Annotated in this window: 21 protein-coding genes; 7 read left to right on the top strand and 14 right to left on the bottom strand. The window is 68.0% G+C overall.

The features are described from left to right. Window positions 1-20: 20 nt before the first annotated feature. Entirely contained in the window at window positions 21-1,655 is a 1,635-nt protein-coding gene (locus ACLKOY_RS07865) for a DUF5979 domain-containing protein (RefSeq protein ID WP_436453123.1), read from the top strand. Between the two features lie 66 nt (window positions 1,656-1,721). Here the strand turns inward: ACLKOY_RS07865 and ACLKOY_RS07860 are convergent, their stop codons facing one another. Then, window positions 1,722-2,264 carry a small multidrug efflux protein gene (locus ACLKOY_RS07860; protein WP_436453122.1) on the bottom strand — a complete coding sequence of 181 codons (543 nt, stop codon included), beginning with the start codon at window positions 2,262-2,264 and terminating at the stop codon, window positions 1,722-1,724. A 155-nt stretch (window positions 2,265-2,419) separates the two neighbouring features. Here ACLKOY_RS07860 and ACLKOY_RS07855 point away from each other — a divergent pair, with 155 nt between their 5' ends. Next, window positions 2,420-3,643: a sensor histidine kinase gene (locus ACLKOY_RS07855; RefSeq protein WP_436453121.1), complete on the top strand. Its 1,224-nt coding sequence runs from the start codon at window positions 2,420-2,422 to the stop codon at window positions 3,641-3,643. Further along, window positions 3,640-4,242, top strand: a complete 603-nt coding sequence (locus ACLKOY_RS07850) for a response regulator transcription factor (RefSeq protein ID WP_140036226.1) — start codon at window positions 3,640-3,642, stop codon at window positions 4,240-4,242. The genes ACLKOY_RS07855 and ACLKOY_RS07850 overlap by 4 nt, the downstream gene beginning before the upstream one ends. A 206-nt stretch (window positions 4,243-4,448) precedes the next feature. Here ACLKOY_RS07850 and ACLKOY_RS07845 read toward each other — a convergent pair whose 3' ends face one another. Together ACLKOY_RS07845 and ACLKOY_RS07840 are read right to left on the bottom strand one after the other, a co-directional pair. Beyond that, the gene (locus tag ACLKOY_RS07845) at window positions 4,449-5,135 is read right to left on the bottom strand and encodes a cation transporter (protein ID WP_436453120.1); all 687 of its coding nucleotides are present in this window, start codon (window positions 5,133-5,135) and stop codon (window positions 4,449-4,451) included. After that, complete coding sequence (locus ACLKOY_RS07840; RefSeq protein WP_436453119.1) at window positions 5,135-5,482, bottom strand: ArsR/SmtB family transcription factor; 348 nt, start codon at window positions 5,480-5,482, stop codon at window positions 5,135-5,137. Before ACLKOY_RS07840 ends, ACLKOY_RS07845 begins: the two co-directional genes overlap by 1 nt. A gap of 101 nt (window positions 5,483-5,583) precedes the next feature. On the opposite strand from ACLKOY_RS07840, the gene ACLKOY_RS07835 reads away from it, so the two are divergent. Beyond that, window positions 5,584-6,063, top strand: coding sequence for a GNAT family N-acetyltransferase (locus tag ACLKOY_RS07835; protein ID WP_436453118.1), 480 nt, complete (start codon window positions 5,584-5,586; stop codon window positions 6,061-6,063). A 6-nt stretch (window positions 6,064-6,069) separates the two neighbouring features. On the opposite strand, the gene treZ is transcribed toward ACLKOY_RS07835, so the two are convergent. The 4 genes from treZ to ACLKOY_RS07815 are packed head-to-tail and all read right to left on the bottom strand — an operon-like array spanning window position 6,070 to window position 12,660. Further along, window positions 6,070-7,827, bottom strand: a complete 1,758-nt coding sequence (gene treZ, locus ACLKOY_RS07830) for a malto-oligosyltrehalose trehalohydrolase (protein WP_436453117.1) — start codon at window positions 7,825-7,827, stop codon at window positions 6,070-6,072. Then, window positions 7,824-10,172, bottom strand: coding sequence for a malto-oligosyltrehalose synthase (treY, locus tag ACLKOY_RS07825; protein ID WP_436453116.1), 2,349 nt, complete (start codon window positions 10,170-10,172; stop codon window positions 7,824-7,826). Before treY ends, treZ begins: the two co-directional genes overlap by 4 nt. Then, window positions 10,169-12,379, bottom strand: coding sequence for a glycogen debranching protein GlgX (gene glgX, locus ACLKOY_RS07820; RefSeq protein ID WP_436453115.1), 2,211 nt, complete (start codon window positions 12,377-12,379; stop codon window positions 10,169-10,171). Before glgX ends, treY begins: the two co-directional genes overlap by 4 nt. Continuing rightward, complete coding sequence (locus tag ACLKOY_RS07815; RefSeq protein ID WP_363572065.1) at window positions 12,376-12,660, bottom strand: hypothetical protein; 285 nt, start codon at window positions 12,658-12,660, stop codon at window positions 12,376-12,378. The genes glgX and ACLKOY_RS07815 overlap by 4 nt, the downstream gene beginning before the upstream one ends. Window positions 12,661-12,837: 177 nt before the next feature. Here ACLKOY_RS07815 and thrC point away from each other — a divergent pair, with 177 nt between their 5' ends. Then, on the top strand, window positions 12,838-14,241 hold the full coding sequence (thrC, locus tag ACLKOY_RS07810; RefSeq protein WP_436453114.1) for a threonine synthase: 1,404 nt from the start codon (window positions 12,838-12,840) through the stop codon (window positions 14,239-14,241). A gap of 27 nt (window positions 14,242-14,268) precedes the next feature. Here thrC and ACLKOY_RS07805 read toward each other — a convergent pair whose 3' ends face one another. The 3 genes from ACLKOY_RS07805 to ACLKOY_RS07795 all read right to left on the bottom strand — a co-directional run bounded on the left by ACLKOY_RS07805 (window position 14,269) and on the right by ACLKOY_RS07795 (window position 16,242). After that, a complete protein-coding gene (locus ACLKOY_RS07805; RefSeq protein ID WP_140036235.1) occupies window positions 14,269-14,679 on the bottom strand; it encodes a VOC family protein in 411 nt (136 codons plus the stop codon). 94 nt (window positions 14,680-14,773) lie between these two features. Further along, window positions 14,774-15,040: a thioredoxin family protein gene (locus ACLKOY_RS07800; protein ID WP_363572059.1), complete on the bottom strand. Its 267-nt coding sequence runs from the start codon at window positions 15,038-15,040 to the stop codon at window positions 14,774-14,776. A 191-nt stretch (window positions 15,041-15,231) separates the two neighbouring features. Beyond that, window positions 15,232-16,242 (bottom strand): FUSC family protein, encoded by a 1,011-nt coding sequence (locus ACLKOY_RS07795; protein WP_436453113.1) that lies wholly within the window; start codon window positions 16,240-16,242, stop codon window positions 15,232-15,234. A 143-nt stretch (window positions 16,243-16,385) separates the two neighbouring features. Here ACLKOY_RS07795 and ACLKOY_RS07790 point away from each other — a divergent pair, with 143 nt between their 5' ends. Both ACLKOY_RS07790 and ACLKOY_RS07785 read left to right on the top strand, forming a co-directional pair. After that, on the top strand, window positions 16,386-17,729 hold the full coding sequence (locus tag ACLKOY_RS07790; RefSeq protein WP_436453112.1) for a M20/M25/M40 family metallo-hydrolase: 1,344 nt from the start codon (window positions 16,386-16,388) through the stop codon (window positions 17,727-17,729). Window positions 17,730-17,787: 58 nt separating this feature from the next. Beyond that, the gene (locus ACLKOY_RS07785; protein ID WP_436453111.1) at window positions 17,788-19,242 is read left to right on the top strand and encodes an MFS transporter; all 1,455 of its coding nucleotides are present in this window, start codon (window positions 17,788-17,790) and stop codon (window positions 19,240-19,242) included. Window positions 19,243-19,244: 2 nt separating this feature from the next. On the opposite strand, the gene ACLKOY_RS07780 is transcribed toward ACLKOY_RS07785, so the two are convergent. The 4 genes from ACLKOY_RS07780 to ACLKOY_RS07765 form a co-directional block, all read right to left on the bottom strand. After that, window positions 19,245-20,060, bottom strand: coding sequence for an acyl-CoA thioester hydrolase/BAAT C-terminal domain-containing protein (locus ACLKOY_RS07780; RefSeq protein WP_436453110.1), 816 nt, complete (start codon window positions 20,058-20,060; stop codon window positions 19,245-19,247). A 17-nt stretch (window positions 20,061-20,077) separates the two neighbouring features. Further along, a complete protein-coding gene (locus ACLKOY_RS07775; RefSeq protein WP_056376442.1) occupies window positions 20,078-20,335 on the bottom strand; it encodes a hypothetical protein in 258 nt (85 codons plus the stop codon). A 157-nt stretch (window positions 20,336-20,492) separates the two neighbouring features. Then, the gene (locus ACLKOY_RS07770) at window positions 20,493-21,662 is read right to left on the bottom strand and encodes an RtcB family protein (protein WP_436453109.1); all 1,170 of its coding nucleotides are present in this window, start codon (window positions 21,660-21,662) and stop codon (window positions 20,493-20,495) included. 275 nt (window positions 21,663-21,937) lie between these two features. Beyond that, window positions 21,938-22,342 (bottom strand): VOC family protein, encoded by a 405-nt coding sequence (locus tag ACLKOY_RS07765; protein ID WP_042538932.1) that lies wholly within the window; start codon window positions 22,340-22,342, stop codon window positions 21,938-21,940. Window positions 22,343-22,367 lie beyond the last annotated feature (25 nt).

Here is a 22,367-nt window from a genome sequence, read left to right as displayed (position 1 = left end):
CGACTCGGATGGGGAAGACGATGACTGGGGAGCGTGGTTTCGTGCGTGCGCGGAGAAGGACGATTGGCGAGGCGAAGACGGCCGGCGGAGCGAGCAGCCGAGGGCGGGGCATCGCGGCGATCATCGTGGGGATGGTCATGGCGCTTGCAGGGCTGATGGGGTCTGTCGTGCCGGCCGCCGCGGCTCCGAGCGTGACTTATCCCGGAGCGATCGGCAGGATCTCGCTCGAGAATGCGAACGGCGGCGGGCCGCTGGTGCAGTGGCAGACCGTCCGGATCTCGGGGGCGTGGGCGGTGCCGGCCGGAGCGCAGGCGGGAGAGACCTTCGGGATGACGCTCCCCGCCGAGTTCAGCCGGCAGTCGGCGGGAGAGTTCACGATCTCGGATCCGGTGACGGGCCTGGTCATGGCCGACTGCGTCGTGGCTGCGGGTGCCGGGCCGGACATCGTGTGCACTCTCACCGAGGCGGTCGAAGGTCTTGAGGAGGTGGGCGGCTCCTTCTGGATGAAGGCGAGAGCCTCGCAGACGACGACCAGCGAGACGGTCGAATTCGACCTGGGCGACACGGTCGAGATCGTAGACCTCCCGGGTGATGGCGGAGTGGTTCCCGAAGATCCTGCTGAGGAGGAAGAGCCGTACAAGTACGGTGGGCTGACTGCGACCGATGGGCTGTTGAAGTGGGTCATCGGGATTCCGAGCGGCTATGTCGACGACGGCTCCTTCACGATCAGGGACACGCTCGATTCGGGCCTCACGGGACATCACTACACCGGCGACGTGAAGCTGATTCAGCGCGCGGTCGTGAACGGCGCACTGGTCGGAGACCAGAGGGAGGTCGATCCCTCTGCCTACGTGATCGATCTGGCAGAAGACGGGCGTTCGTTCGAGTTCGCGGCATCCGGTCTGCCGGCCGGAGGGTTCGCCTACGAACTGGTCTACTTCACCCAGGCGGACGCGCCGGTGTCCGAGGGCGACATCTTCGGCAACCGCGCGATCGTCGACACCTTCGAGACATCTGCGACCCACACGGTCGTCGAGTCCGGAGGGGGCGACGGCAGCGGCGTCGCCTACACGACGTTCTCGATCACCAAGGAGATCACGGGCGCGCAGGCGGATGCCGCTCGCGACGCGACCTACACGGTGCAGTACTCGGTCAAGGGCTCGGATGCCCCCGCAGCCACGATGTCGGTTCCCGTGGGGGAGCCGGTGATCAGCGCCCGTGCGCCGCTCGGATCGACCTTCGTGATCGAGGAGATCGACCTGCCGGAGATCGAGGGAGTGACATGGGGTGAATGGACGATCGCCGGTGAGGGCGTCGTCGACGGCGGTGATGGCACCTACGAGGTGACTCCGGGAACGACTGCCGGCGTCGAGCTCACGCTCACCAACATCGCCAACCTGGTGCCGGTCGTGACCCCGACGCCCACTCCGACTCCGACTCCGATCCCCACCGCGACTCCGACTCCGGTGACCACGCCGTCTCCGACTCCGGCCCCGGTCACGACGCCGACGCCGACCCCGGTCGCCGGTGGGCTGGCTCTGACGGGAGGCGAGTCCGGCGCAGCATTCCTGGCTCTCGCACTCGCGTTGGTCGTCGGCGGCGGACTGGCCACGGGCATCGCCGCGAAGCGCCGGTCGAGCGCCGCGCGTCGCTGACGTTCGTCACACACCGAAGCCCACCCGCCCTGTGCGGGTGGGCTTCGGTGCGTGCGGCGCGGTGTCTCAGCGGATCGCGTAGACGGCACCGCCGACGATCACAGCCACGATCGTGGTCCAGCCGACGATCGCGACTGCCTGCCAGATGAGGATGCGGACCTTGCCGACGCCCGACGCGGCGAGCATCGTGGCCGTGAAATGCGTGGGCAGCAGCAGCGGACCGAGCAGGCTGACGCCCGGCACGCCGTAGCGCTCGAAGGCCCGCTGGAACTTCTCGCGGCGGGCGCTGCCACGGTCAGAACCCGCGGAGTCCGCAGGCACCGTCTCGACGGCTCCGCCGCCGGCGACCACAGCCTGCCGACTGCGCGACCGGTTCACGATCGCTGTTCGCGCCCCCGAGCTCGCGATGACGAGCACGGCGACGCAGAGGAAGTTGCCGATGATCGCCGCGATCGCCGCGACGAAAGGATTGATGCCGCCGATGATGCCGATCGACACGGCACCCTCGCCCTCGATGAAGGGGATCGCCCCTGCGAGGGCGACGATGAGCGGCTGCACGAGTTCGGGAACCTGGGCGACGAAGCCCTGGAAGGTCTCGATGAGATTCATGGGGTGGCTCCTGCCGGTCTGAGTGACGGTGTCTCCGTCGCGATGCATCCAGTTCATCGCTTTTCGCCCGACCGCGGCAGTGTCGCAGCGTCACTGCTTTCCGGGTGGTTCGCCCGCGGCATCCGTGACATGTGTCACGCCCGTACTCTGGGGGCATGAGCAGCACTTCTCCGGTCGTCGACCACTCCGGTGACCCGACACCCGGCGCGCGTCAGCTCGCCCGGGGCATCACCGCGACCTGGTGGTACACCTTCTCGGCCGTGGTGTTCCTCGAGCTCTTCCTGGTGCTGGTCTGGACGCTGCAGGCGCTCGCCGTGCCGGGTGGCGCGGTGGCGCCTTTCGTCGTGGGTCTGGGGGGCCTCATCTGGTGGGCCTCGACGATGGTGCTGCTCGTCGGCTACCGGCATCGGGTGGATGCGGAGCCCGGCATCGCCTGGATGCGCATCGCGCTGCCGTTGCTGGTGGCGATCGGGTACGGACTCGTCGCCGGACTGATGATCGACAGCTGGCTGCTCGCCCTCATGCCCGTCGCTCAGTCGGTGGTGCTGCTCAACTGGCCCAAGGGAATCCGCCTGCGGGTCGTCGTCCTGACCACGCTGCTGCTCGTGCTCGTGGCCTTCGTCGATGCGGCAAGGGGAGCGGCCGACATCGGCCTCCCCGGGTGGATCCCCGCGTTGTACGCGATCCTCATCCCGGCGATGTCGGTGAGTTCCCTCTGGTGGTGGGACGTGCTGGTCACGGTCGATCGCGCCAGGGCCTCGGAGTCCCGCCTCGCAGCGACACAGGAGCGTCTGCGCGTGGCCACAGATGTGCACGATCTGCAGGGACATCACCTGCAGGTGATCGCGCTGCAGCTCGAACTCGCCGAGCGACTCATGGGGATCGATCCCGACGCGGCTCTGGAGCAGCTGCAAGCGGCCAGGGTGAGCGTCGACGAGGCTCGCCAGGGCACCCGCGACCTTGCGACGCGCTTCCGCTCGGTGCCGCTGCGAGACGAGGTCGCGAATGCGCGAGACCTTCTCACGGCGGCCGGACTCGACGTCGAGGCCGACATCGCGCCCGACGCCGACGATGCGCCGTCGTCGGCGCTCGCGCCCGTGATCAGGGAGACCACGACCAACGTCCTGCGGCACGGCGCCGGCCGGCGCGCCCGTCTCTCGCTCCGCCGGGTCGCCGACGGATGGCGCTACGAAGTCGCGAACGATGTGGCACCCCGCGCCGGAGACGAGCCCGTGGGGTCGGGGCTCGACGGTGTGCGGCGACGCATCTCGGAGGCCGGCGGGACCCTGGAGGTCAGGGAGGACGCCGGCGAGTTCATCGTCTCGGTGACGGTGCCCGACTCTGAGACGCAGCCCGTCGACGGAGAGGGACAGCGATGATCCGGGTGCTTCTCGCCGACGATGAGGGCATGATCCGTTCGGCCCTCGCCGCGCTGCTGCGCCTGGAAGGCGACATCGAGGTGGTGGCCGAGTGCGCCGACGGAGAGCAGGCACTCGCTGCCGCGCTGGCTCTGACCCCCGACGTCTGCCTGCTCGACCTCGAGATGCCGGGGCTCGACGGCGTAGAGGTCGCCGAAAGGCTGAACCGAGCCATCGTCACGCGCTGCGTCGTGGTCACCCGTCACGCCCGCCCGGGGGTGCTGCGGCGGGCTCTCGCATCAGGCGTCGCGGGCTTCCTGCCGAAGTCCCGAGGCGCCGATCAGGTCGCCGATGTGATCCGCAGGGTTGCGGCGGGAGCTCGCTACGTCGACCCCGAGATCGCGGCAGACGCGCTGAGCGATGAGCGGTCGCCGCTCACCGATCGTGAGCTGGACGTGCTGCGTGCGGGGCGCCGCGGTGAGACCACGACTCAGATCGCGAGGGCGCTGTCGCTCGCTCCCGGGACGGTGCGCAATCACATCTCCGCAGTGCTCGCGAAGCTGTCGGTCGGCACCCGGCAGCAGGCAGTGCTGATGGCTGAGGAGCGCGGCTGGATCTGACGCCGGGGCGACGAGCCCGCGAAGACCAGGAGGGCGGGTGGGGCCGTGGGAGGTGCCCCACCCGCGAGCCGCTCAAAGGGGAGAGTGCGGCTCAGACCGGAAGCGGGCTCTTGTTCCCCCTGGCCGACTTCTGGTCTCATGTGCAAGACCCGAAAGCTCACCGAAAGTGACGCCGGGGTCAGAATCTCGCTGAAGTGCTTTCGAGTTCAGTGCTCATGACGCGCCTCGTCCTCGTGCGTGTGGCCTGCGTGCTCGTCTTCCAGGATCATGCCGACCGAGGTCGCGCAGGCGTCGCCCTTCCAGGCTTCGAGGCCCTCTCGCACAGCGAAGATCGCGATGACGAGCCCGACGACGGCATCGGCCCACCACCAGCCGAGCAGGCTGTTGAGCGCCAGCCCGATCAGCACCGCGGCTGACAGGTAGGTGCATATCAGCGTCTGCTTCGAGTCGGCGACGGCCGTGGCTGATCCCACCTCGAATCCCGCCCGTCGCTCGGCGAACGACACCAGCGGCATGATCACCACGCTGAGTGCGGTCAGCACGAGACCGACGGGGCTGTGCTCGGGGCGATCGCCGCCGAACAGCGACAGCACGGACGACGTCGTGACGTAGATCGCGAGCGCGAAGAACGCCACGGCGATCACTCGCAGTGTGGGCTTCTCCCAGCGCTCGGGGTCACGCCGCGTGAACTGCCAGGCGACGGCAGCGGCCGACAGCACCTCGATGCTCGAGTCGAGTCCGAAGCCGATCAGTGCGGCAGACGACGCAGCCGACCCCGCGGCGATCGCGACGACGGCCTCGATCAGGTTATAGACGATCGTGAACGCCACGATGAGACGGATGCGGCGATGGAGCGTCGCGCGCCGGTCGGGGGTGAGAGTGGTCGCCGACATCAGCAGCTGCACCCGTCTCCGTCGCAGCAGTCGGGTTCGACGATCAGCATGACGCGCATCAGCTCGTCGAGGGCCGTGGCGAGGTGCGGGTCTGCGAGCGCATAGCGGCTGCGGCGTCCGTCGGGCACGCTCTCGACGAGTCCGCATCCACGCAGGCAGGCGAGATGATTCGACAGGAGCTGACGGCTGACCCCGAGCTCGTCCGCGAGATCCGAGGGGTACGCCGGCGATTCGCGAAGAGCGAGAAGGATGGCTGCCCGCGTCGCATCCGACAGGGCGTGGCCGAGGCGAGCGACGGCGGCGGTATGCGTGGGCGAGGCGGTGAGAGTCACGATGCAACAGTACATTGAAATCTGAATTCAGAAAGTGGTGAACTCATTCTCGGCAACATCCGTGAAATCTCGCCTCGATATCGTGATCGGCGTTGGTCCCGAATCGAGAGGAAGACATGAACGTGACGGTCGAACGGGTTGCATGGTCGCATCCGGATGCCGAACGGCTCAGAGCTGCGCAACGCAGCGAACTCGATGCGCGGTACGGCAGTGATGATCACGAGCCGGGCGTGATCCCCTCGGCCGATGACGTGCCCGTGTTCCTCGTAGCTCGGGACGGCAGCGGTGACGCCGTCGTCTGCGGGGGGCTCCGGCCTCTCGATCCGGAGGTGCTCGGATCGGATACGGCGGAGATCAAGCGGATGTACGCCGCGCCCTCTGCGCGCGGAACGGGCGCGGCCGTCGCCCTGCTGCGCGCGCTCGAGGCGGAGGCGCGGCAGCTCGGCATCCGGTCTCTGGTGCTCGAGACCGGCACCGCTCAGCCGGACGCCGTGCGCTTCTACCAGCGCGAAGGCTACGTGCCGATACCGCTGTTCGGACACTACGTCGGGAGCGACCTGTCGCTGTGCTTCGCGAAGGTGCTCGACGCCGCCTGAAGCGGTTCAGCGCGGCGGCGCGACGATCACTGCAGACTCGGGCGGAAGCACGATGGTCCGCGCCACCATCCGACTGGGCGCCGTCTCGAGCAGGATCCTCGAATCGGGGCCCAGGTCGAACTCCACCTCGTCCGCGGTGAGGTTCACCAGCACCGCGAGTTCACCCCGCTCGATGCGGTAGGCACGATGCTCGGGCGCGCCATCGAGATGCGAGACCGAGACGACGTTGTGCGACATCGCGGGGTCGGTGAGTTCGGGCACCTCGCGCCGCAGCGCGATCAGGCGTCGATACAGATCGAGCATCCGAGCGTGCTCCGGTGTGCCGACCTCGCTCCAGTCCAGCCGCGATCGCTCGAAGGTCGCAGGGTCCTGAGGGTCGGGCACTGCGGCCGGGTCCCATCCCATCCGTGCGAACTCGGAGATCCGCCCCTCGGCTGTGGCCCGCGCGAGCTCGGGTTCCTTATGAGAGGTGAAGAACTGCCAGGGAGTCGAGGCTCCCCATTCCTCGCCCATGAACAGCATCGGGGTTCCGGGAGCGGTCAGGGTCAGCACCGCGGCGACGGCGAGCCGATCGGACGACAGCGACGCGGTGAGCCGGTCGCCGGCTGCGCGGTTGCCGATCTGGTCGTGATCCTGCGCGAACGTGACCAGACGCCAGGCGGGAACGCTCGACGGCAGCGGGGCGCCGTGCGCTCGCCCGCGGAACGACGAATACGTGCCGTCGTGGAAGAACCCGCCCTGCGTCACCTTCGCGACCGCATCAGGCGCGGCGAAATCGGCGTAGTACCCGTCGGTCTCGCCGGTGAGCGCGACGTGCATCGCGTGGTGCCAGTCATCCGACCACTGAGCGGTGAGACCGTATCCTCCGGCCTCCCGGGGGAGGACCATGACGGGGTCGTTGAGATCGGACTCGGCGATCAGGCTCAGCGGGCGATCGACCTCGCGCGACAGCGCATCGACTCGCTCCGACAGCTCGTGCAGGAGATGCGGTGTGCTCTCGTCGTGCAGGGCGTGCACGGCGTCGAGACGCAGACCGTCGACGTGGAAGTCGCGCAGCCACATCAGGGCGTTCTCGATGATGTACTCGCGCACGGCCGGTTCATCGAGGTTCACCGAGTCGCCCCACGCCGTGTGCTCGCCTTCGCGCAGGTAGGGGCCGAACTCGGGCAGGTAGTTGCCGCTCGGGCCGAGGTGGTTGTAGACCACGTCCTGGATCACGGCGATACCGCGGGCATGAGCGGCGTCGACGAACCGCTGGTACGCGGCCGGGCCGCCGTATCCCTCGTGCACGGCGTACCAGAGCACGCCGTCGTATCCCCAGTTCCACTCGCCGCTGAACGCGTTGACCGGAAGGAGTTCGACATGGGTGATGCCGAGCTCGACGAGGTGATCGAGGTGTCCGGCGAGCGAGTCGAGCGTGCCCTCCGGTGTGAAGGTGCCGACGTGCAGCTCGTAGATCACCCCGCCGTCGAGCGACCGGCCGCTCCAGTCGGTGTCGTTCCACTCGAAGCGGGTGGGGTCGAACAGCGCGGAGGGTCCGTGCACGCCTCGAGGCTGTCGGCGGGAGCGGGGGTCGGGGCGCAGCTCGGAGCTGTCGCCGAGGAGGAAGCCGTAGCGCTCGCCCTCGGCCATCGCCACATCGGTGCTCCACCATCCCGATCCATCATCCGCCCGATCGAGATCGTGTTCCGAGATCGTCGTGCAGGCGGGGGTGAGACGCCGCAGCCGCACCCTGTCGACGCGTGGAGCCCAGACCGAGATCATCGCTCATCCACCAGGAGCGCGACCGGATACGTGTCGAGGAGGTCGGAGAGAAGGATCGGCCCCCGCCCGAACCGACGGCCCGTGATCGCGTCGGTCGCGGGCAGCTCGCGGCGCAGCAGCACGGTGTCGCCCCATCCGCCGCGGCGGGCGAGTCCTGCGGGCAGACGCGTCGCGACCGCGAGCACACCGCCCCGGTCCATGGCGACCGCATGATCCGATGCCTCCCCGGCGACGCCGCCCGGGCGATACCGGTAGAACAGCTCGCGGTTGTCCCGGCGCAGACGCAGTGCGCGAGAGGTGACGAGCATCTTCGCGAGACCCGAGTCGTCGACAGGGGGAAGGATGCCGCGTGCGACATCGTCGTCGAGCCGCCGGAGCATCGCCGATCGTTCAGCGAAGTCCACGGGCCGCCGATTGTCGGGGTCGACGAGAGAGTGATCCCACAGCTCTGTGCCCTGATAGACGTCGGGCACGCCGGGGGCGGCGAGCTGCAGGAGCTTCGCAGACAGCGAGTTCACCCGGCCGTGGTCGATGATCTCGTGCACGAACCCGTCGACGATCGAGCGGGCATCTCCGTTCGCCGCGTGTGCGATCGACTCGATGCCCTTCTCGAACTCGAGGTCCGGATGCTGCCATCCGGTCGACTCCGCGGCCTCGCGCGCCGCCTTCAGGCCGTAGGCGAGCAGTCGCTCGGATGAGATCGGCCAGGCGCCGACCGCAGCCTGCCAGAGCAGCGAATCGAGGGGACCGTGTCCGGTCGAGGCGACGGCCCGGAGCTCGGTCAGCACCTCGGCCCAGCGATCCGGAACCTCGGCGAGCACCGAGAGGCGCGCGCGAACGTCCTCGGATCGTTTCGTGTCGTGCGTCGACAGCGCCGTGAGCGAGTGCGGCCAGGACGCGAGCCGTGCTCGCTGCGCATCATGGAACCCGTCGACCGAGACGGAGGCGATCGACGGGTCGCCGCCGACCTCTGTCAGGGTGCCGAGGCGGGTGTGGCGATAGAACGCGGTGTCCTCGACGCCCTTGGCCATGACGGCGCCCGTCACCTGCGGAAAGCGCTCAGACACCTCGAGCGTCGTGTCGAGCAGCAGCGGCTCCAGCTCGGCGATCGAGGCCGCGAGGTCGGGGCGTCGGCGCGCGGCGTCGTCGAGAGCGTGCTGCAGGTGCTCGCGCCCCGCCGGCAGGTACGCCCTGTAGACGGGGAAGCTCGCGATGATCTCGGCCAGCGCGTCCTCTGCACCGACCACACCGAACGGCAGCGCCCTCACCAGGCGGCGCACCTCGGACTGCAGCAGCTCATCTGCGATCATCCGCTTGGTCGTGTGGATCAGGTCGTGCCACGACTCCGCCGCGGGCATACCGGTCTCGGAACGCAGCCGCTCGTCGAGTCGGTCGAGGGCTGCGACTCCGTCGCCGTCGATCAGGACGCGGTCGATCTCGCCCATCGCGTCGTAGCCGGTCGTACCGTCGGTGCGCCACCACGAAGGCAGCTGCTCGCCCGGTTCGAGGATCTTCTCGACGACCGTGTACGCGCCGCCGGTGATGTCTGCGAGTCGCTCGAGGTACCCGCCGGGGTCGGTCAGCCCGTCTGGGTGGTCGACCCGCAGCCCGTCGGCCAGCCCATCGGTGATCCACCGCGCGATCTCCTCGTGCGACTCGTCGAACACATCGGGGATCTCGACGCGGATGCCGGCGAGTTCCGAGACGGCGAAGAAGCGGCGATAGTCGAGGTCGGTGTTCTGGTCCTCCCAGAACCGCAGCTCGTAGTGCTGGGCGTCCAGGAGGGCCGGCAGGTCGTCCGCGAACTCTCCGGAACCCGGTGCCAACGGCAGCACGTGGTCGAAGTACGACAGCGTTCCGTCGGGGGCGTCGTCGGCAGGAGTGGTGTCGACGACGATGTCACCGGCCTCGAGGACCTCTGTGAGCGACGAGCCCAGGATCGGCAGACGCACTCGACCCTCCGACAGCCGTCGGTCGATGTCGAACGCCACCGCATGACGTGACGAGCGTCCGAGCCTCAGCAGATCCCACCACCAGATGTTGGCGCGCGGGATCGCCACGCCGACGTGATTCGGCACGATGTCGACGAGGATGCCGAGCCCGGCTGCGCGGGCCGCGGCGGCGAATCGCTGCAGGCCCTCGGGGCCGCCGCGGTCGTCATCCACCCGGGAGTGGTCGACGACGTCGTATCCGTGGTCCGACCCCGGCACTGCGGCCAGGAGTGGTGACAGGTATGCCCACGACGCACCGAGGTCGGCAAGATACGTCGTGACCGAAGCCGCATCGTCGAGGGTGAAGCCTGAGCGGATCTGCAGACGATAGGTCGAGAGCGGGCGATGAGTCATCGAGGCAGCTCCGGGGTGGGCGCCGGAGCCGGGGCCTCGGCCTGCTCGGTCTGGATGCGCAGCGACGCTTCGACCGAGTTGTCCGTCGACACCACCGTGCGGTCGGCGTCTCGCAGCACGAGGAGCGAGTGGGCCTCGAGCGAGACCGTGGCACCGGGATCCAGCGATGCGCCGTCTGCTCGCTCGCCGGCGGTGTCGATCATGACCTCCCACGCGTGGCCGTGCCGCTCATCCGGAAGCGCGGCTTCGACGGCATCCGTCCCGCTGTTGAAGTAGACGAGGAAGTTCTGGTCGGTGACAGGCCGACCGCGTCGGTCCTTCTCGCGGATTCCCTGACCGTTGAGGAAGACTCCGATCGCGAGACCGAACCCGGAATCCCAGTCCTCCGGTTGCATGCGTCGGCCATCCGGACGCAGCCAGACGACGTCGGGCACGCGCTCGCCGTCGTCCGACCGCACCGGGCGGCCGTCGAAGAAGCGGCTGCGCCGGAACGTCGGATGGTCGCGGCGGAGCCGGGCAACCGCTGCGGTGAACTCCACGAGCGGCAGGTCGGCCGACTCCCAGTCGACCCAGGTGAGCTCGTTGTCCTGTGCGTAGCCGTTGTTGTTGCCGTCCTGGGTGCGCCCGAGCTCGTCGCCGTGCGCGATCATCGGCACCCCCTGCGACAGCAGCAGTGTGGCGAGGAAGTTGCGCTGCTGCCTGGCGCGGATGCGGTTGATGCCCTCGTCGTCGGTGGGACCCTCCGCGCCGTTGTTGTCGGAGCGGTTGTGAGATTCGCCGTCGGCGTTGTTCTCGCCGTTGGCCTCGTTGTGCTTCTCGTTGTACGAGACGAGGTCGCGAAGCGTGAATCCGTCGTGAGCGGTCACGAAGTTGATCGACGCCACGGGGCGGCGACCGGAGTGCTCGTACAGGTCGGCCGAGCCGGTGAGACGCGAGGCGAACTCGCCGAGCGCCTGGGGCTCTCCCCGCCAGAAGTCGCGCACCGTGTCGCGGTACTTGCCGTTCCACTCCGTCCACTGCGGAGGGAAGTTGCCGACCTGGTATCCGCCCGGGCCGACGTCCCACGGTTCGGCGATGAGCTTCACCTGCGAGACGATCGGATCCTGCTGCACGAGCTCGAAGAAGGCCGCCAGTCGGTCGACGTCGTAGAACTCGCGCGCGAGAGTCGAGGCGAGGTCGAACCGGAAGCCGTCGACGTGCATCTCGGTGACCCAGTACCTCAGCGAGTCCATGATCAGCTGCAGTGCGTGCGGGTTGCCGGCGTTGAGACTGTTGCCCGTGCCGGTGTAGTCGGTGTAGTAGCGGCGGTCCTCTTCGAGGCGGTAGTAGGCCTCGTTGTCGATGCCCCGCATCGAGAGCATGGGCCCCATGTGATTGCCCTCGGCGGTGTGGTTGTAGACAACGTCGAGGATGACCTCGATGCCCGCCGCGTGGAGCGCACGCACCATGGCCTTGAACTCCTGCACCTGCTGACCGTGCTGCCCGCTGGAGGAGTAGTCGTTGTGCGGCGCGAAGAAGGCGAGGGTGTTGTAGCCCCAGTAGTTCGTGAGGCCCTTCTCCTCGAGGGTCGAGTCGTAGATGAACTGATGCACCGGCATCAGCTCGATCGCGGTGACGCCGAGGTGCACGAGATGCGCGATGACCGACGGGTGACCGATCGCCGCATACGTGCCCCGTAGCTCCTCGGGGACATCGGGGTGCAGCTGGGTGAGCCCCTTGACGTGCGCCTCGTAGATCACGGTCTGCGCGTAGGGGATCTTCGGAAGGCGGTCGCCCGCCCACTCGAAGAACGGGTTCACGACCACGCCCTTCACCATCGTCGCGCCGGAGTCCTCGTCGTTGCGCGAATCGGGGTCGCCGAAGTCATAGCCGAACAGGGGCTGCCCCCACTCCACACGACCCGCGACCGACTTCGCGTAGGGGTCGAGCAGGAGCTTGTTCGGATTGAATCGCTTGCCCTGGGCGGGGTCGTAGGTGCCGTGCACGCGGTACCCGTACAGCTGCCCCGGCTGCACGGAGGGCAGATAGCCGTGCCACACGAACGCGTCTACCTCTTCGAGCGGAATCCGCTCTTCATTGCCGTCGTCGTCGAAGAGGCACAGCTCGACCTTCTCGGCGCCCTCGCTGAACAGAGCGAAGTTCGCACCCTGACCGTCGAAGGTCGCGCCGAGCGGGTACGGGGAACCGGGCCAGATCTCGCGGCTCACTGAGCGCGCCGCATCGAGACGGCGCGGTGCAGGACAGTCCGCACCGCGTCGTGGAAGTCGTGCACCTGAGCGATCTCGTCGGCGTGATGATAGGGATGGCCCACGTAGCAGACGAAGACCGGATGCACGTGCTCGACGTATCCGACTGGACCTTCGTGGAGCACGACGTACCGATCGAGGTCGACACGTTCGTAGAGGGGCTCGGCCGGCGTGGAGGCTTTCATGGGAGCCTGGCCGTCCGCGGGCTTGTGGTCATGCGCGGTATGGGTCTTCGCAGTCATGAGGGCTCCTGTTCTGTTGATGGGCTCCACGCTAAGAGATCCGAGTTCACAGGGGAATACCATTGCCTCCGCGGGACGAACGCGCTATGTCGTGAGAGCAGGCCGGGGCCGTGCAATCACCCCGCGGCCACCTGCGAGAATGGAAGCCCCGTGCCGATCCCGAACCGAGGAGCTCCCGTGCAGTACATCTCCACCCGAGGCGGCATGCAGCCGCTCCCGTACTGCGAGACCCTGCTCGAGGGTCTCGCGCCCGACGGTGGACTGGCCGTGCCCGAGACCATGCCCACGGTCGACGGTGAGACGCTCGAGCGCTGGCGGGCACTGACGTACCCGCAGCTCGCCACGGAGGTGCTCGGTCTCTTCGCCACGGACATTCCCCGGGCCGACCTCGCACGCATGACCGAGGCCGCGTACGAGCCGTTCCCCGAAGCGGTCGTGCCGCTGCGCTCGATCGATGACGACATCACTCTCGTGGGTCTCTCCGAAGGGCCGACGTTGGCCTTCAAGGATATGGCCATGCAGTTCCTCGGGCAGGTGGTCGAGTACGCGCTCGAGCGCAAGGGGTCGGTGCTCAACATCCTCGGCGCGACCTCCGGAGACACCGGATCGGCCGCCGAGCACGCTCTTCGCGGCAAGGACCGCATCTCGGTCTTCATGCTGTCCCCGAAGGGACGCATGAGCGCATTCCAGCGGGCGCAGATGTTCTCGCTCGATGACGAGAACATCCACAACATCGTGGTCGACGGTGTGTTCGACGACTGCCAGAACCTCGTCAAGTCGCTGGCGGGCGATCTCGACTTCAAGCGCGCTCAGAACCTCGGTGCGGTCAACTCGATCAACCTCGCCCGCATCACCGCCCAGGTCGTCTACTACTTCTGGGCATGGCTGCGCGCGACGGATGCCGGCGGATGGACCGAGGTGTCTTTCACGGTGCCGTCCGGCAACTTCGGCAACATCCTCTCGGGCTTCTTCGCGAAGGAGATGGGGCTGCCGATCCGTCGCCTCGTGCTCGCCGCCAACGAGAACAACGTGCTCGACGAGTTCTTCCGCACCGGCGTCTACCGGCCGCGGAGCGCGGCCCAGACGCTCGCGACCTCGAGCCCGTCGATGGACATCTCGAAGGCCTCGAACCTCGAGCGCTTCATCTTCGAGCTCGTGGGGCGCGATGCCACCCGCGTGGTGAAGGCCTGGCAGGATCTCGACACCCAGGGCTTCTTCGATTTCACCGCCGATCTCGCGCGTTTCGTCGACGAGTTCGGCATCGTCAGCGGCACCTCGACGCACGCCGACAGGCTCGCGACGATCAAGGCGGTCTACGAGGCGACGGGCGACATCATCGACCCTCACACCGCCGACGGGGTCAAGGTCGCCCGCGAGAACATCGAACCGGGTGTGCCGATGCTCGTTCTCGAGACCGCGAAGCCGCAGAAGTTCGCCGAGACGATCCGCGAGGCGATCGGTGTCGAGCTCGAGTACTCGTCAGAGCTGCGCGCCATGCTCGATGCTCCTCAGCTCCGCACCGAGATGGCCGACGATGAGCAGGAGCTCCGCGCCTTCATCGACGCGAAGGCCCTGCGCTGAGCCGGATCTACTAGGTCGAGGGGCGACTCACTCGGGGTCGCCGTGCAGCATCCACGGCACTCCGAACCGGTCGACGAGCATCCCGAAACTGCCGCCCCACGGGGGAGTGTCGAGCGGCATGGTGATCGCCGCGCCGTCAGACAGGGCGTCCCACACCTGCTGCGTCTTCTCCTGCGAGTTTCCGCTGAGCGAGACCGAGAATCCCTGCGGCGGCTCGAACGGGATGCCGTCGGGGGTGTCTGACGCCATGAGCACCAGGCCGTCTGGCGTCGTGAGCTGCGCGTGCATCACGAGATCGTGCTGATCGGGGTTCTGCACCATGTCGGGGAACTCGCCGAAAACGTTGATCTCGAGGTCACCGCCGAGGATGCCCTGATAAAACTCCATCGCCTGTCGCGCTTCGGTGCGGAACGAGAGATACGGATTGAGTGTGGCCATGACTGCCCCCAGAGATGTCAGGCGGGGCCGCCGTCGGCCCTGCTGCGGCTCATTCTGCGATGGGGGTCGGACATCCGCAAGAGCGACTCCTCGCTCAGGCGGGGAGCGCCTTCACGGCGGCCGTCAGCACCTGAGGCACCGTCGGCACGCCTTCTGCCCGGAAGACCTCTGCGCCCGAGGCATCGCGGATGATGACCGTGGGGGTGAAGCGTATGTCGAGCGCCTCGGCAGCATCCGGCTCCGAGGCGACGTCGATCTCGGTGACGGTCGCATCGGGAAGGTAGCGCACCGCATCAGCCACGACCGCACGGGTTCGCGAGCAGGCGCCGCAGAACGCGGATGTGACCAGCGTGAGTTCCATCGCTCTCCTCTCGGCTCTCGATGTGCAACCCGGCGCCGGCCCGTCGTGTTCCCGGATCGAGGTCAGAACTCGGTGCGTTTGACGAGGCCCCGATTCGTGCGGATGTGCTCGTAGTCCCACTGCACGACCCGTGACTCCGACAGCCAGACGGCGAGACGGTCGGTGTCGATCTCTGACGCGTCGACCGAGGGTCAGGTGCGAGGCGTCGTGGACCGCGGATGCAGCAGACCGGAGAGCGCACCGAGCGCAGCCCCGACGAGGGTGTCGACGATACGTTCCCACGCGACGTCCATCGAACCGATCTCGCCGGTCGCCGCACCTGTCAGCAGCAGCACGAGCGGCGTGATGAAGACGAGCGCGAGAGCGTAGTGGCGCACCACGACGAGCTCGATCGTGAACTGCAGGGCGCCGAGAAGCAGCGCCAGCCAGAGACCCGACGGATGCAGCAGGGCGAGAAGCGCGTAGACCCCTGCGCCGACGACGGTCCCGAGCATGCGGTGCAGTCCGCGCTGCACCGCGGCGCGGCGGGCTGCCGCGACGCCGATCACCGCGACGGCCGATCCGACGATCCAGTACGTCCGCGTCGGGTCGATCACCAGCCCCAGCAGAACGCCGACGACGGCGACGAGGGCGACTCGGACCACCAGCATGCGCGAATCGGCCGTGAAGGCGGGCCCGGGCAGGAGCTCACGCAGCGGCCGGGCCGAGATCGACCGTGCGCGGGGGAGCAGAAGCGGCGTCATCGCGATCAGATAGGAGAACACACACCCGGCCGCGAGCGCGGCGAGGTAGACGATCGGTTCGATCGGCGAGCTGACGATCACATGGGCCGAGAGTCCGAAGACCAGCACGAAGAAGAGGGGCCCCGGTGGGCCGAGGCGGAAACCGAACGACAGAGCCGCGCTGACGACCGCGACCACCACGACGCCGATGCTCACGAGCCACGGGTTGGCAGACGCAGCGACTCCGAGCGCGGCGCTGGCGATCAGCCCCGCGGCGACGAAGGGCAGGATCCTCGCGCGATCGACCACCGGGGCAGTGCCCGCGAAGAGCACCGTGAACGCGCCCGACGCCGCGACGTAGCCGAGCGACGGCTGGCCGAGCAGGGTCATGACGGCGATCGGCACCGCGATGCCCAGAGCCGCCTGGGTCGCGAGGTGCCAGCGCGGACCGCGCTTGGGTGCCAGGGCGAACAGGCTCATCCTTCCATTCTCTCGCGGGCTCGTCGCCCCGAGTGACGGCCGTGAGCCGTTGCGGTCGCGGTTCGTGCCGCTCGGCTCCGCGCCACGCGGCACGAACTGCGCCCGGAGCGCGGCTGGAAGCCGATGATCGGCCCGGCGCTACGATGGCCGACGTGACAGAACCTCGACCGGGAATCGCCGAACGGCTCTCGCAGATGATCCAGCTCCCGACCGTGTCGGCCGAGCTGGATGAGCGCGGAACCGAGCCGTTCGAGGCCTTCGTCGGACTGATTGCCGACCTCTATCCGCTCGTCCACGAGCACCTGACGCTCGAGCGGCATACCGATTTCGGGCTGCTCTTCCACTGGTCGGGCAGAGATGCCGGAGCCGACGGGCCGGTCGTGCTGATGGCGCACTACGACGTGGTCCCGGTGGATGAGAGCGATCCGTGGACGCATCCTCCGTTCGCGGGCGTCATCGCCGACGGGGTGGTCTACGGGCGCGGAGCTCTCGACGACAAGGGCCCGCTGATCGTCGTGCTCGAGGCGGTCGAGAATCTGCTCGCCGAGGGTTTCATCCCCGCACGGGACGTCTATCTCTCGTTCGGCGGCAACGAGGAGACCTTCGGCAGAGCAGCTGAGGAGATCGCGCGGGTGCTCCGCGAGCGAGGCATCGTCCCGTGGCTCGTGGTCGACGAAGGTGGCGCGGTCGTCGAGGCGCCGCTGCCCTTCGTTTCAGGGCGAGCGGCGATGATCGGCGTCGGTGAGAAGGGCATCATGACTCTCACCCTCTCGGCGCGCGGCGAGGGCGGCCACGCATCGGCACCACCCTCTCTCACGGCTGTGCGGCGGGTGGCGAGGGCCGTGGATCGCCTCGGTCCGCGGACGTTCCGACCTCGTCCGTCGGATGCGATCGGGCGGATGCTGTCGCAGCTCGGCGCTCAGACCCCCGGCCCCGCACGGCATCTGCTGCGTCTGCTCGGCTCCGCCCCGCTTCTGACCGGCCAGCTGTTCGCCGCACTCGGAGGCGAGCCCGCAGCTCTCGTGCGCACGACCGTCGCCCCGACGATGCAGTCGGGTGGCACGGCGGCGAACGTCCTCCCCTCGCAGGCGTCGGCGACCGTGAATCTGCGCATCGCTCTGGGCGAGACGACGCAGCAGACCGTGCTGCGGGTGCGTCGGCGCATCCGGGATCCGCTGGTCACGGTCCGCGTCGAGGAGGCGAGCGAACCATCACCCGAATCTGCGACCGACAACGCCCAGTTCGCGGTGCTCGCCGACGCGCTCGCGGTCTCGCACCCCGGAGTCCCCGCCGTGCCGTACGTGATGATGGCGGCGACGGATTCCCGCCACTTCCACCGTTTCGCGCCGGCCGTCTACCGCTTCGCACCGCTCGACATGTCGAACGCGCAGCGGGCGTCGATCCATGGCGTCGATGAGAACGTCGAGATCGCTGCGCTCGAGCGGGGGGAGCGGTTCCATCGGGCTCTCCTCGAGAAGCTAGGGTGATCTCGCCCCTTTACGGGCGTCTCGCCGCCCGACTCAGCCCTTTCACCGAGGAGCCGCGATGACGCGCACCCGCACTCTGGGAACCCTCGCCACGGTCGTCGGCTTCCTCGCCTTCGTCGAGTTCACCAGCGGCGTGCTGCAGGGGTACTACACGCCCATGCTCACCGACATCGCGCGGCATCTGGGCATCCACGACGCCGACGTCAACTGGCTGGAAGGCACGCAGCTCATGCTCTCGGCGCTCGTCGTGCCGGCGTTCGCGAAGCTCGGCGACATGGTCGGTCACAAGCGGATGCTGTTGATCTCGACGGCGCTGACCGCCGCAGCGGCGCTCGTCCTGCCGTTCACGGACTCGTTCCCCGTGTTCCTGATCGGCTGGGCGCTGATGGGCTTCTACGTCGTCTGGCTGCCGCTCGAGATCGCGCTCATCTGGTCACGCTCCCGCCGGATGGAGGGGCGATCGTCGATCACAGCGAAAGCCGCAGGGCTGCTGGTCGCGGCGCTCGAGGGCGGGGCGATCATCGGTGCTCTCGTCGGCGGTGCGCTCATCGACGTCCTGCCGCTGACGGTCGTGCTCCTCATTCCCGCGGCCCTCGTCGTCGTCTGCTTCTTCGTGATCCTGTTCGGGGTGCAGGAGTCGCCCGATCCGACCGGCGGTGTATTCGACACGGTCGGCGTCGTGCTGATCTCGCTCGCCCTGATCTGCTTCACCGGCGGGCTGAGCCTGCTCCGTCTCGAGGGCGGACTCGTCAACCCCTGGTCATGGGCGGTCGTCGTGCTCGGCATCCTGCTGGTCATCCCGTTCGTGCTCTGGGAGCTGCGCTGCGACGACCCGCTCATCGACGTGCGCATGTTCCGCTCACCGGCCCTCGGGCCCGTGTTCCTCACGGCCGGACTCTTCGGGGTGAGCGTGCTGGGAGCCCAGGCCCCGCTGTCGACGTTCGCCCGCACCGATCCGGGCGTCTACGGCTATGGGCTCGGAACAACGGGCTTCGCGACATCGCTGATCATCGGGCTGTACCTGATCGCGATGATCGCGGGTGCACTGCTCTTCCCTCTCGTCGCTCGACTGGTGAGCCCGCGGATCACTCTCATGGGCGCGTCTCTGCTCGTCGGCATCGGGTTCCTGCTGTTCCTGCCTTTCCATGACTCCTATGTGCAGGTGGTGACCAACATGGTCATCGTCGGACTCGGCTCCGGCGCTCTCGTGGCGGCTCTCCCCGCGGCGGCTGCGTCGGCGGCGCCCGCGACGCAGACCGGTGTCGCGACGGGGCTCACCAACTCGGTCAAGACGGTCGGCGGAGCGATCGCCTCGTGCATCTTCGGGATCGCACTGCTCAACGGCGTGAGCGGAGTGGTCGAGGGCACCGCAGGGTCATTCGCCGGCTACGTCACGGTCTGGGTGGTCTGCGGCGTGACTGCGCTCGTCGCCGCCGCGATCCTCGTCTTCGTTCCGAAAGAGGCTTTCACCGACCGGACGGATGCCGAGGCCGTCGCCACTCCGATCGCCTGACATCAGCCCGGATCGAGGCCGAGGATCCGCGAGATCTGAGGCCAGGCCTGCGCGCCGAGCGCTGCATCGGCGCGCGGTGTGCCGCCCCGAGCCATGTGCATGCCGCCGGCCGCGGGGGCCTCGCCGGGCAGGAGCAGACGATGCCCTGCATCCGGATGCTGGACGATCGTCGTACTTCTGCCACGGGCATGTCTGCGCTGTGAGATCGCCGTCGTGAACGCGGCGCTCGGCCACACGCGGTCGTCGCCGCCGGCGATCAGCAGAAGGTCTCCGGAGATCCGCTCGACGGGAATCGTCGCCGCCTCAGTGAGCGCCGGGTCGAGGTTCAGGCTCGACGAGTACAGCGAAAGGTACTCCGGCGGATCGGTGGTCGGCGTCCATGCCGGGTCGAACTCGACCGACGGCAGCGGAGAACCTCCCAGAGTCCAGTGCGACGACCACCGACCCTCTGCCAGCCCCGACCAGACGACGGACGAGGGGGAGACGGCGATGGTCGCGTCGACCTCGACGGTGGTCGACGTGACGAGGGCCGCCTCGGCGCCGAAAGACGTTCCGAAGGTCGCCACGCGATCGTGGTCTCGCTGCAGCAGCTCGATCTGATCGATGAACATCTCGATCGGGACCTCATGGGGCGCCGGTCGCTGGCCGATGCCGCCGAACCAGCGGATCGCGCGCACCCGAGCGCCGCGATGGCTGAGCAGATCGGCGCGAGCGGACTCGAGGCGCCCACTCGAACCCGCGAGCAGCAGCACCGCTGTGCCGCAGGGCCGCTCGGGGAATGCGTCGTAGACGTCATCCGAGGCGATGGACGAAGGCATGAGGTGGTGGGCCGATGTCAGTCGCGGTCGAGCCCGAACGAGCGCTTGACCACGGCCTGCATGTCGCGGTCGAGTCCGTCGATGCGCGTGTTCACGGTGTCGAAGCGGGCGTTCATCTCGCCGCGGAGTCCGCCGATCTGGGCGTTCATCTCGTTGCGGAGGCCACCGATCTCGGTGCGGACGACCCGGATGAACAATGTGGAGACGACGGTCAGCATGCCGAACATGAGCGCGGTGAAACACCCGATCATGGTCCAGATCTGAGCGTCGGTCATGAGGTACACCATGTCATCCTCGCATCGTTCCACGCCGAGCAGCGGAATCGTGGTCGCTGTATACCGTCATCCCGAGCAGTGTGAGGAACTGCGAGTCGCAGGGCGGTCGTGCAGGAGGGGTGGGCGGGGATTCCTCATCACTCGCCCACCCCCGTGCTCAGTCGCCCTTGACGTTGACGAGCTGACGCAGCGTGTGCCTGATCTCGACCAGGCTCGCGGCATCCGTCATCACCTGATCGATCGGCTTGTACGCCTGCGGGATCTCATCGATGAAGGCGCTCGTGTCGCGGAACTCGATCCCCTCCATCGCCTCACGCAGCTGCTCGTGCGAGAACGTGCGCCGAGCCGCCGAGCGCGAGTACTCCCGGCCGGCGCCGTGCGGTGAAGAGTTCAGCGACTGCGGGTCACCGAGCCCTTTGACCACGTACGACGCCGTTCCCATCGAGCCCGGGATGAGTCCCGGACGACCGGCATCCGCCTGGATCGCGCCCTTTCTCGACACCCACACCCTCTTGCCGTAGTGCTTCTCCGACTCGGTGAAGTTGTGGTGGCAGTTGATGCGCTCCTGCTCGTCGACCGGGGCGCCGAGAAACTCCGACACCTGCCGTGCGACCCGGTCCATCATCTCCTCGCGGTTGAGCAGTGCGAAGTGCTGGGCCCACCGCAGCTCGCGGATGTACCGGGTGAACTCGGGAGTGCCTTCGACGAGGTACGCGAGGTCGGGGTCGGGCAGCTCGATCCACCACTGCTTCGCCAGCCGCTGCGCGACGGCGATGTGGTGACCGGCGATCCTGTTGCCGACGCCTCGAGAACCCGAGTGCAGGAAGAGCCACACGCGGTCGAGCTCGTCCACCGACACCTCGATGAAGTGGTTGCCGGAGCCGAGCGTTCCGAGCTGCAGTCGCCAGTTCCTGGCGTACTTCTCAGGGTCGAACTCGCTCTGCTCAGCGAGCGTCTCGAGCTCTGCGATGCGCGGTTCGGCACTCGCGACGATCTTGTTGTTGTAGCGCCCCGCCGACAGCGGGATCGCGCGCTCGATCTGCTCGCGCAGCTCGGCGAGATCGCGACCGGCGAGGTCGCCCTTCGTGAACTGGGTGCGAACCGCGATCATGCCGCAGCCGATGTCGACACCGACTGCGGCGGGGATGATCGCGCCGAGCGTCGGGATGACCGAGCCGACCGTCGCTCCCTTGCCGAGGTGCGCATCGGGCATCAGAGCCAGGTGCGGGTGGATGAACGGCATGCGCGCGGTGGTGTGCGCCTGATCGAGTGTCTTCTCATCGATCATCGACGCCCACGAGAGCAGCCGTGTGGAGAGCCTCTCCATGATTCCTTCCTTGAGTGATGTTCAGCCACAGGTCGGGAGTCTCGAGAGAAACAGAAATGCCCCGAACCTGACGGTGCGGGGCATGAGAACAGCGGATGCTGTCACACGGCGCGCGCCGGAGGGTACGACTCGTAGCGGTCATTGCGCTTCTGCTGAAGCGGCAAGACCGCGGCGAAGGGGAAGTTCCGCAGGGCGGTCATCCGTCGTCTCCTCGGCGTGAATGCTGTGCGCGATCGGCACAGCTTTGCCACAATAGGGCGCGACACGCCCGGGAGTCAAGCGGAATCGCGCGGGGGGTTGTGCATGAACTCGACGCGGATGCCGTCGGCATCCTCGACGAAGGAGGCGTAGTAGCGGTCGGTGTACCGCGGGTACTCCTTCGGGTCTCGGACGGCCGTCCATCCGGCATCGAGCGCCACTGCATGCAGGCGATCTACCTCATCGCGCGAGGGCATGGCGAACGCGATGTGCTGCCAGCCGACCCGGCCGTGGCGGTGAGGGCCGGAGTCCTCATCCCATGCGTACAGGATGATCTCTGTCTCGTCGCCGTTGTTCCATGAGATGGAATGGTCGTCTTCCCCGCCGCTCACGTAGCCGAGCGCCATGAGCACGGGGTGGAACTGGGCTCTGCCCCGTTCGAGGTCGTCGACGGTGATGCCCAGATGATCCAGAAGTGCCATGCGTTCAGTCTTCCAGTCGAGGCAC

The organism is Microbacterium sp. K2 (assembly GCF_051365005.1).
GTDB lineage: Bacteria > Actinomycetota > Actinomycetes > Actinomycetales > Microbacteriaceae > Microbacterium > Microbacterium foliorum_B.
Note: the sequence above shows the minus strand (reverse complement) of the source record. Positions and strands in the feature narration are given on the sequence as shown.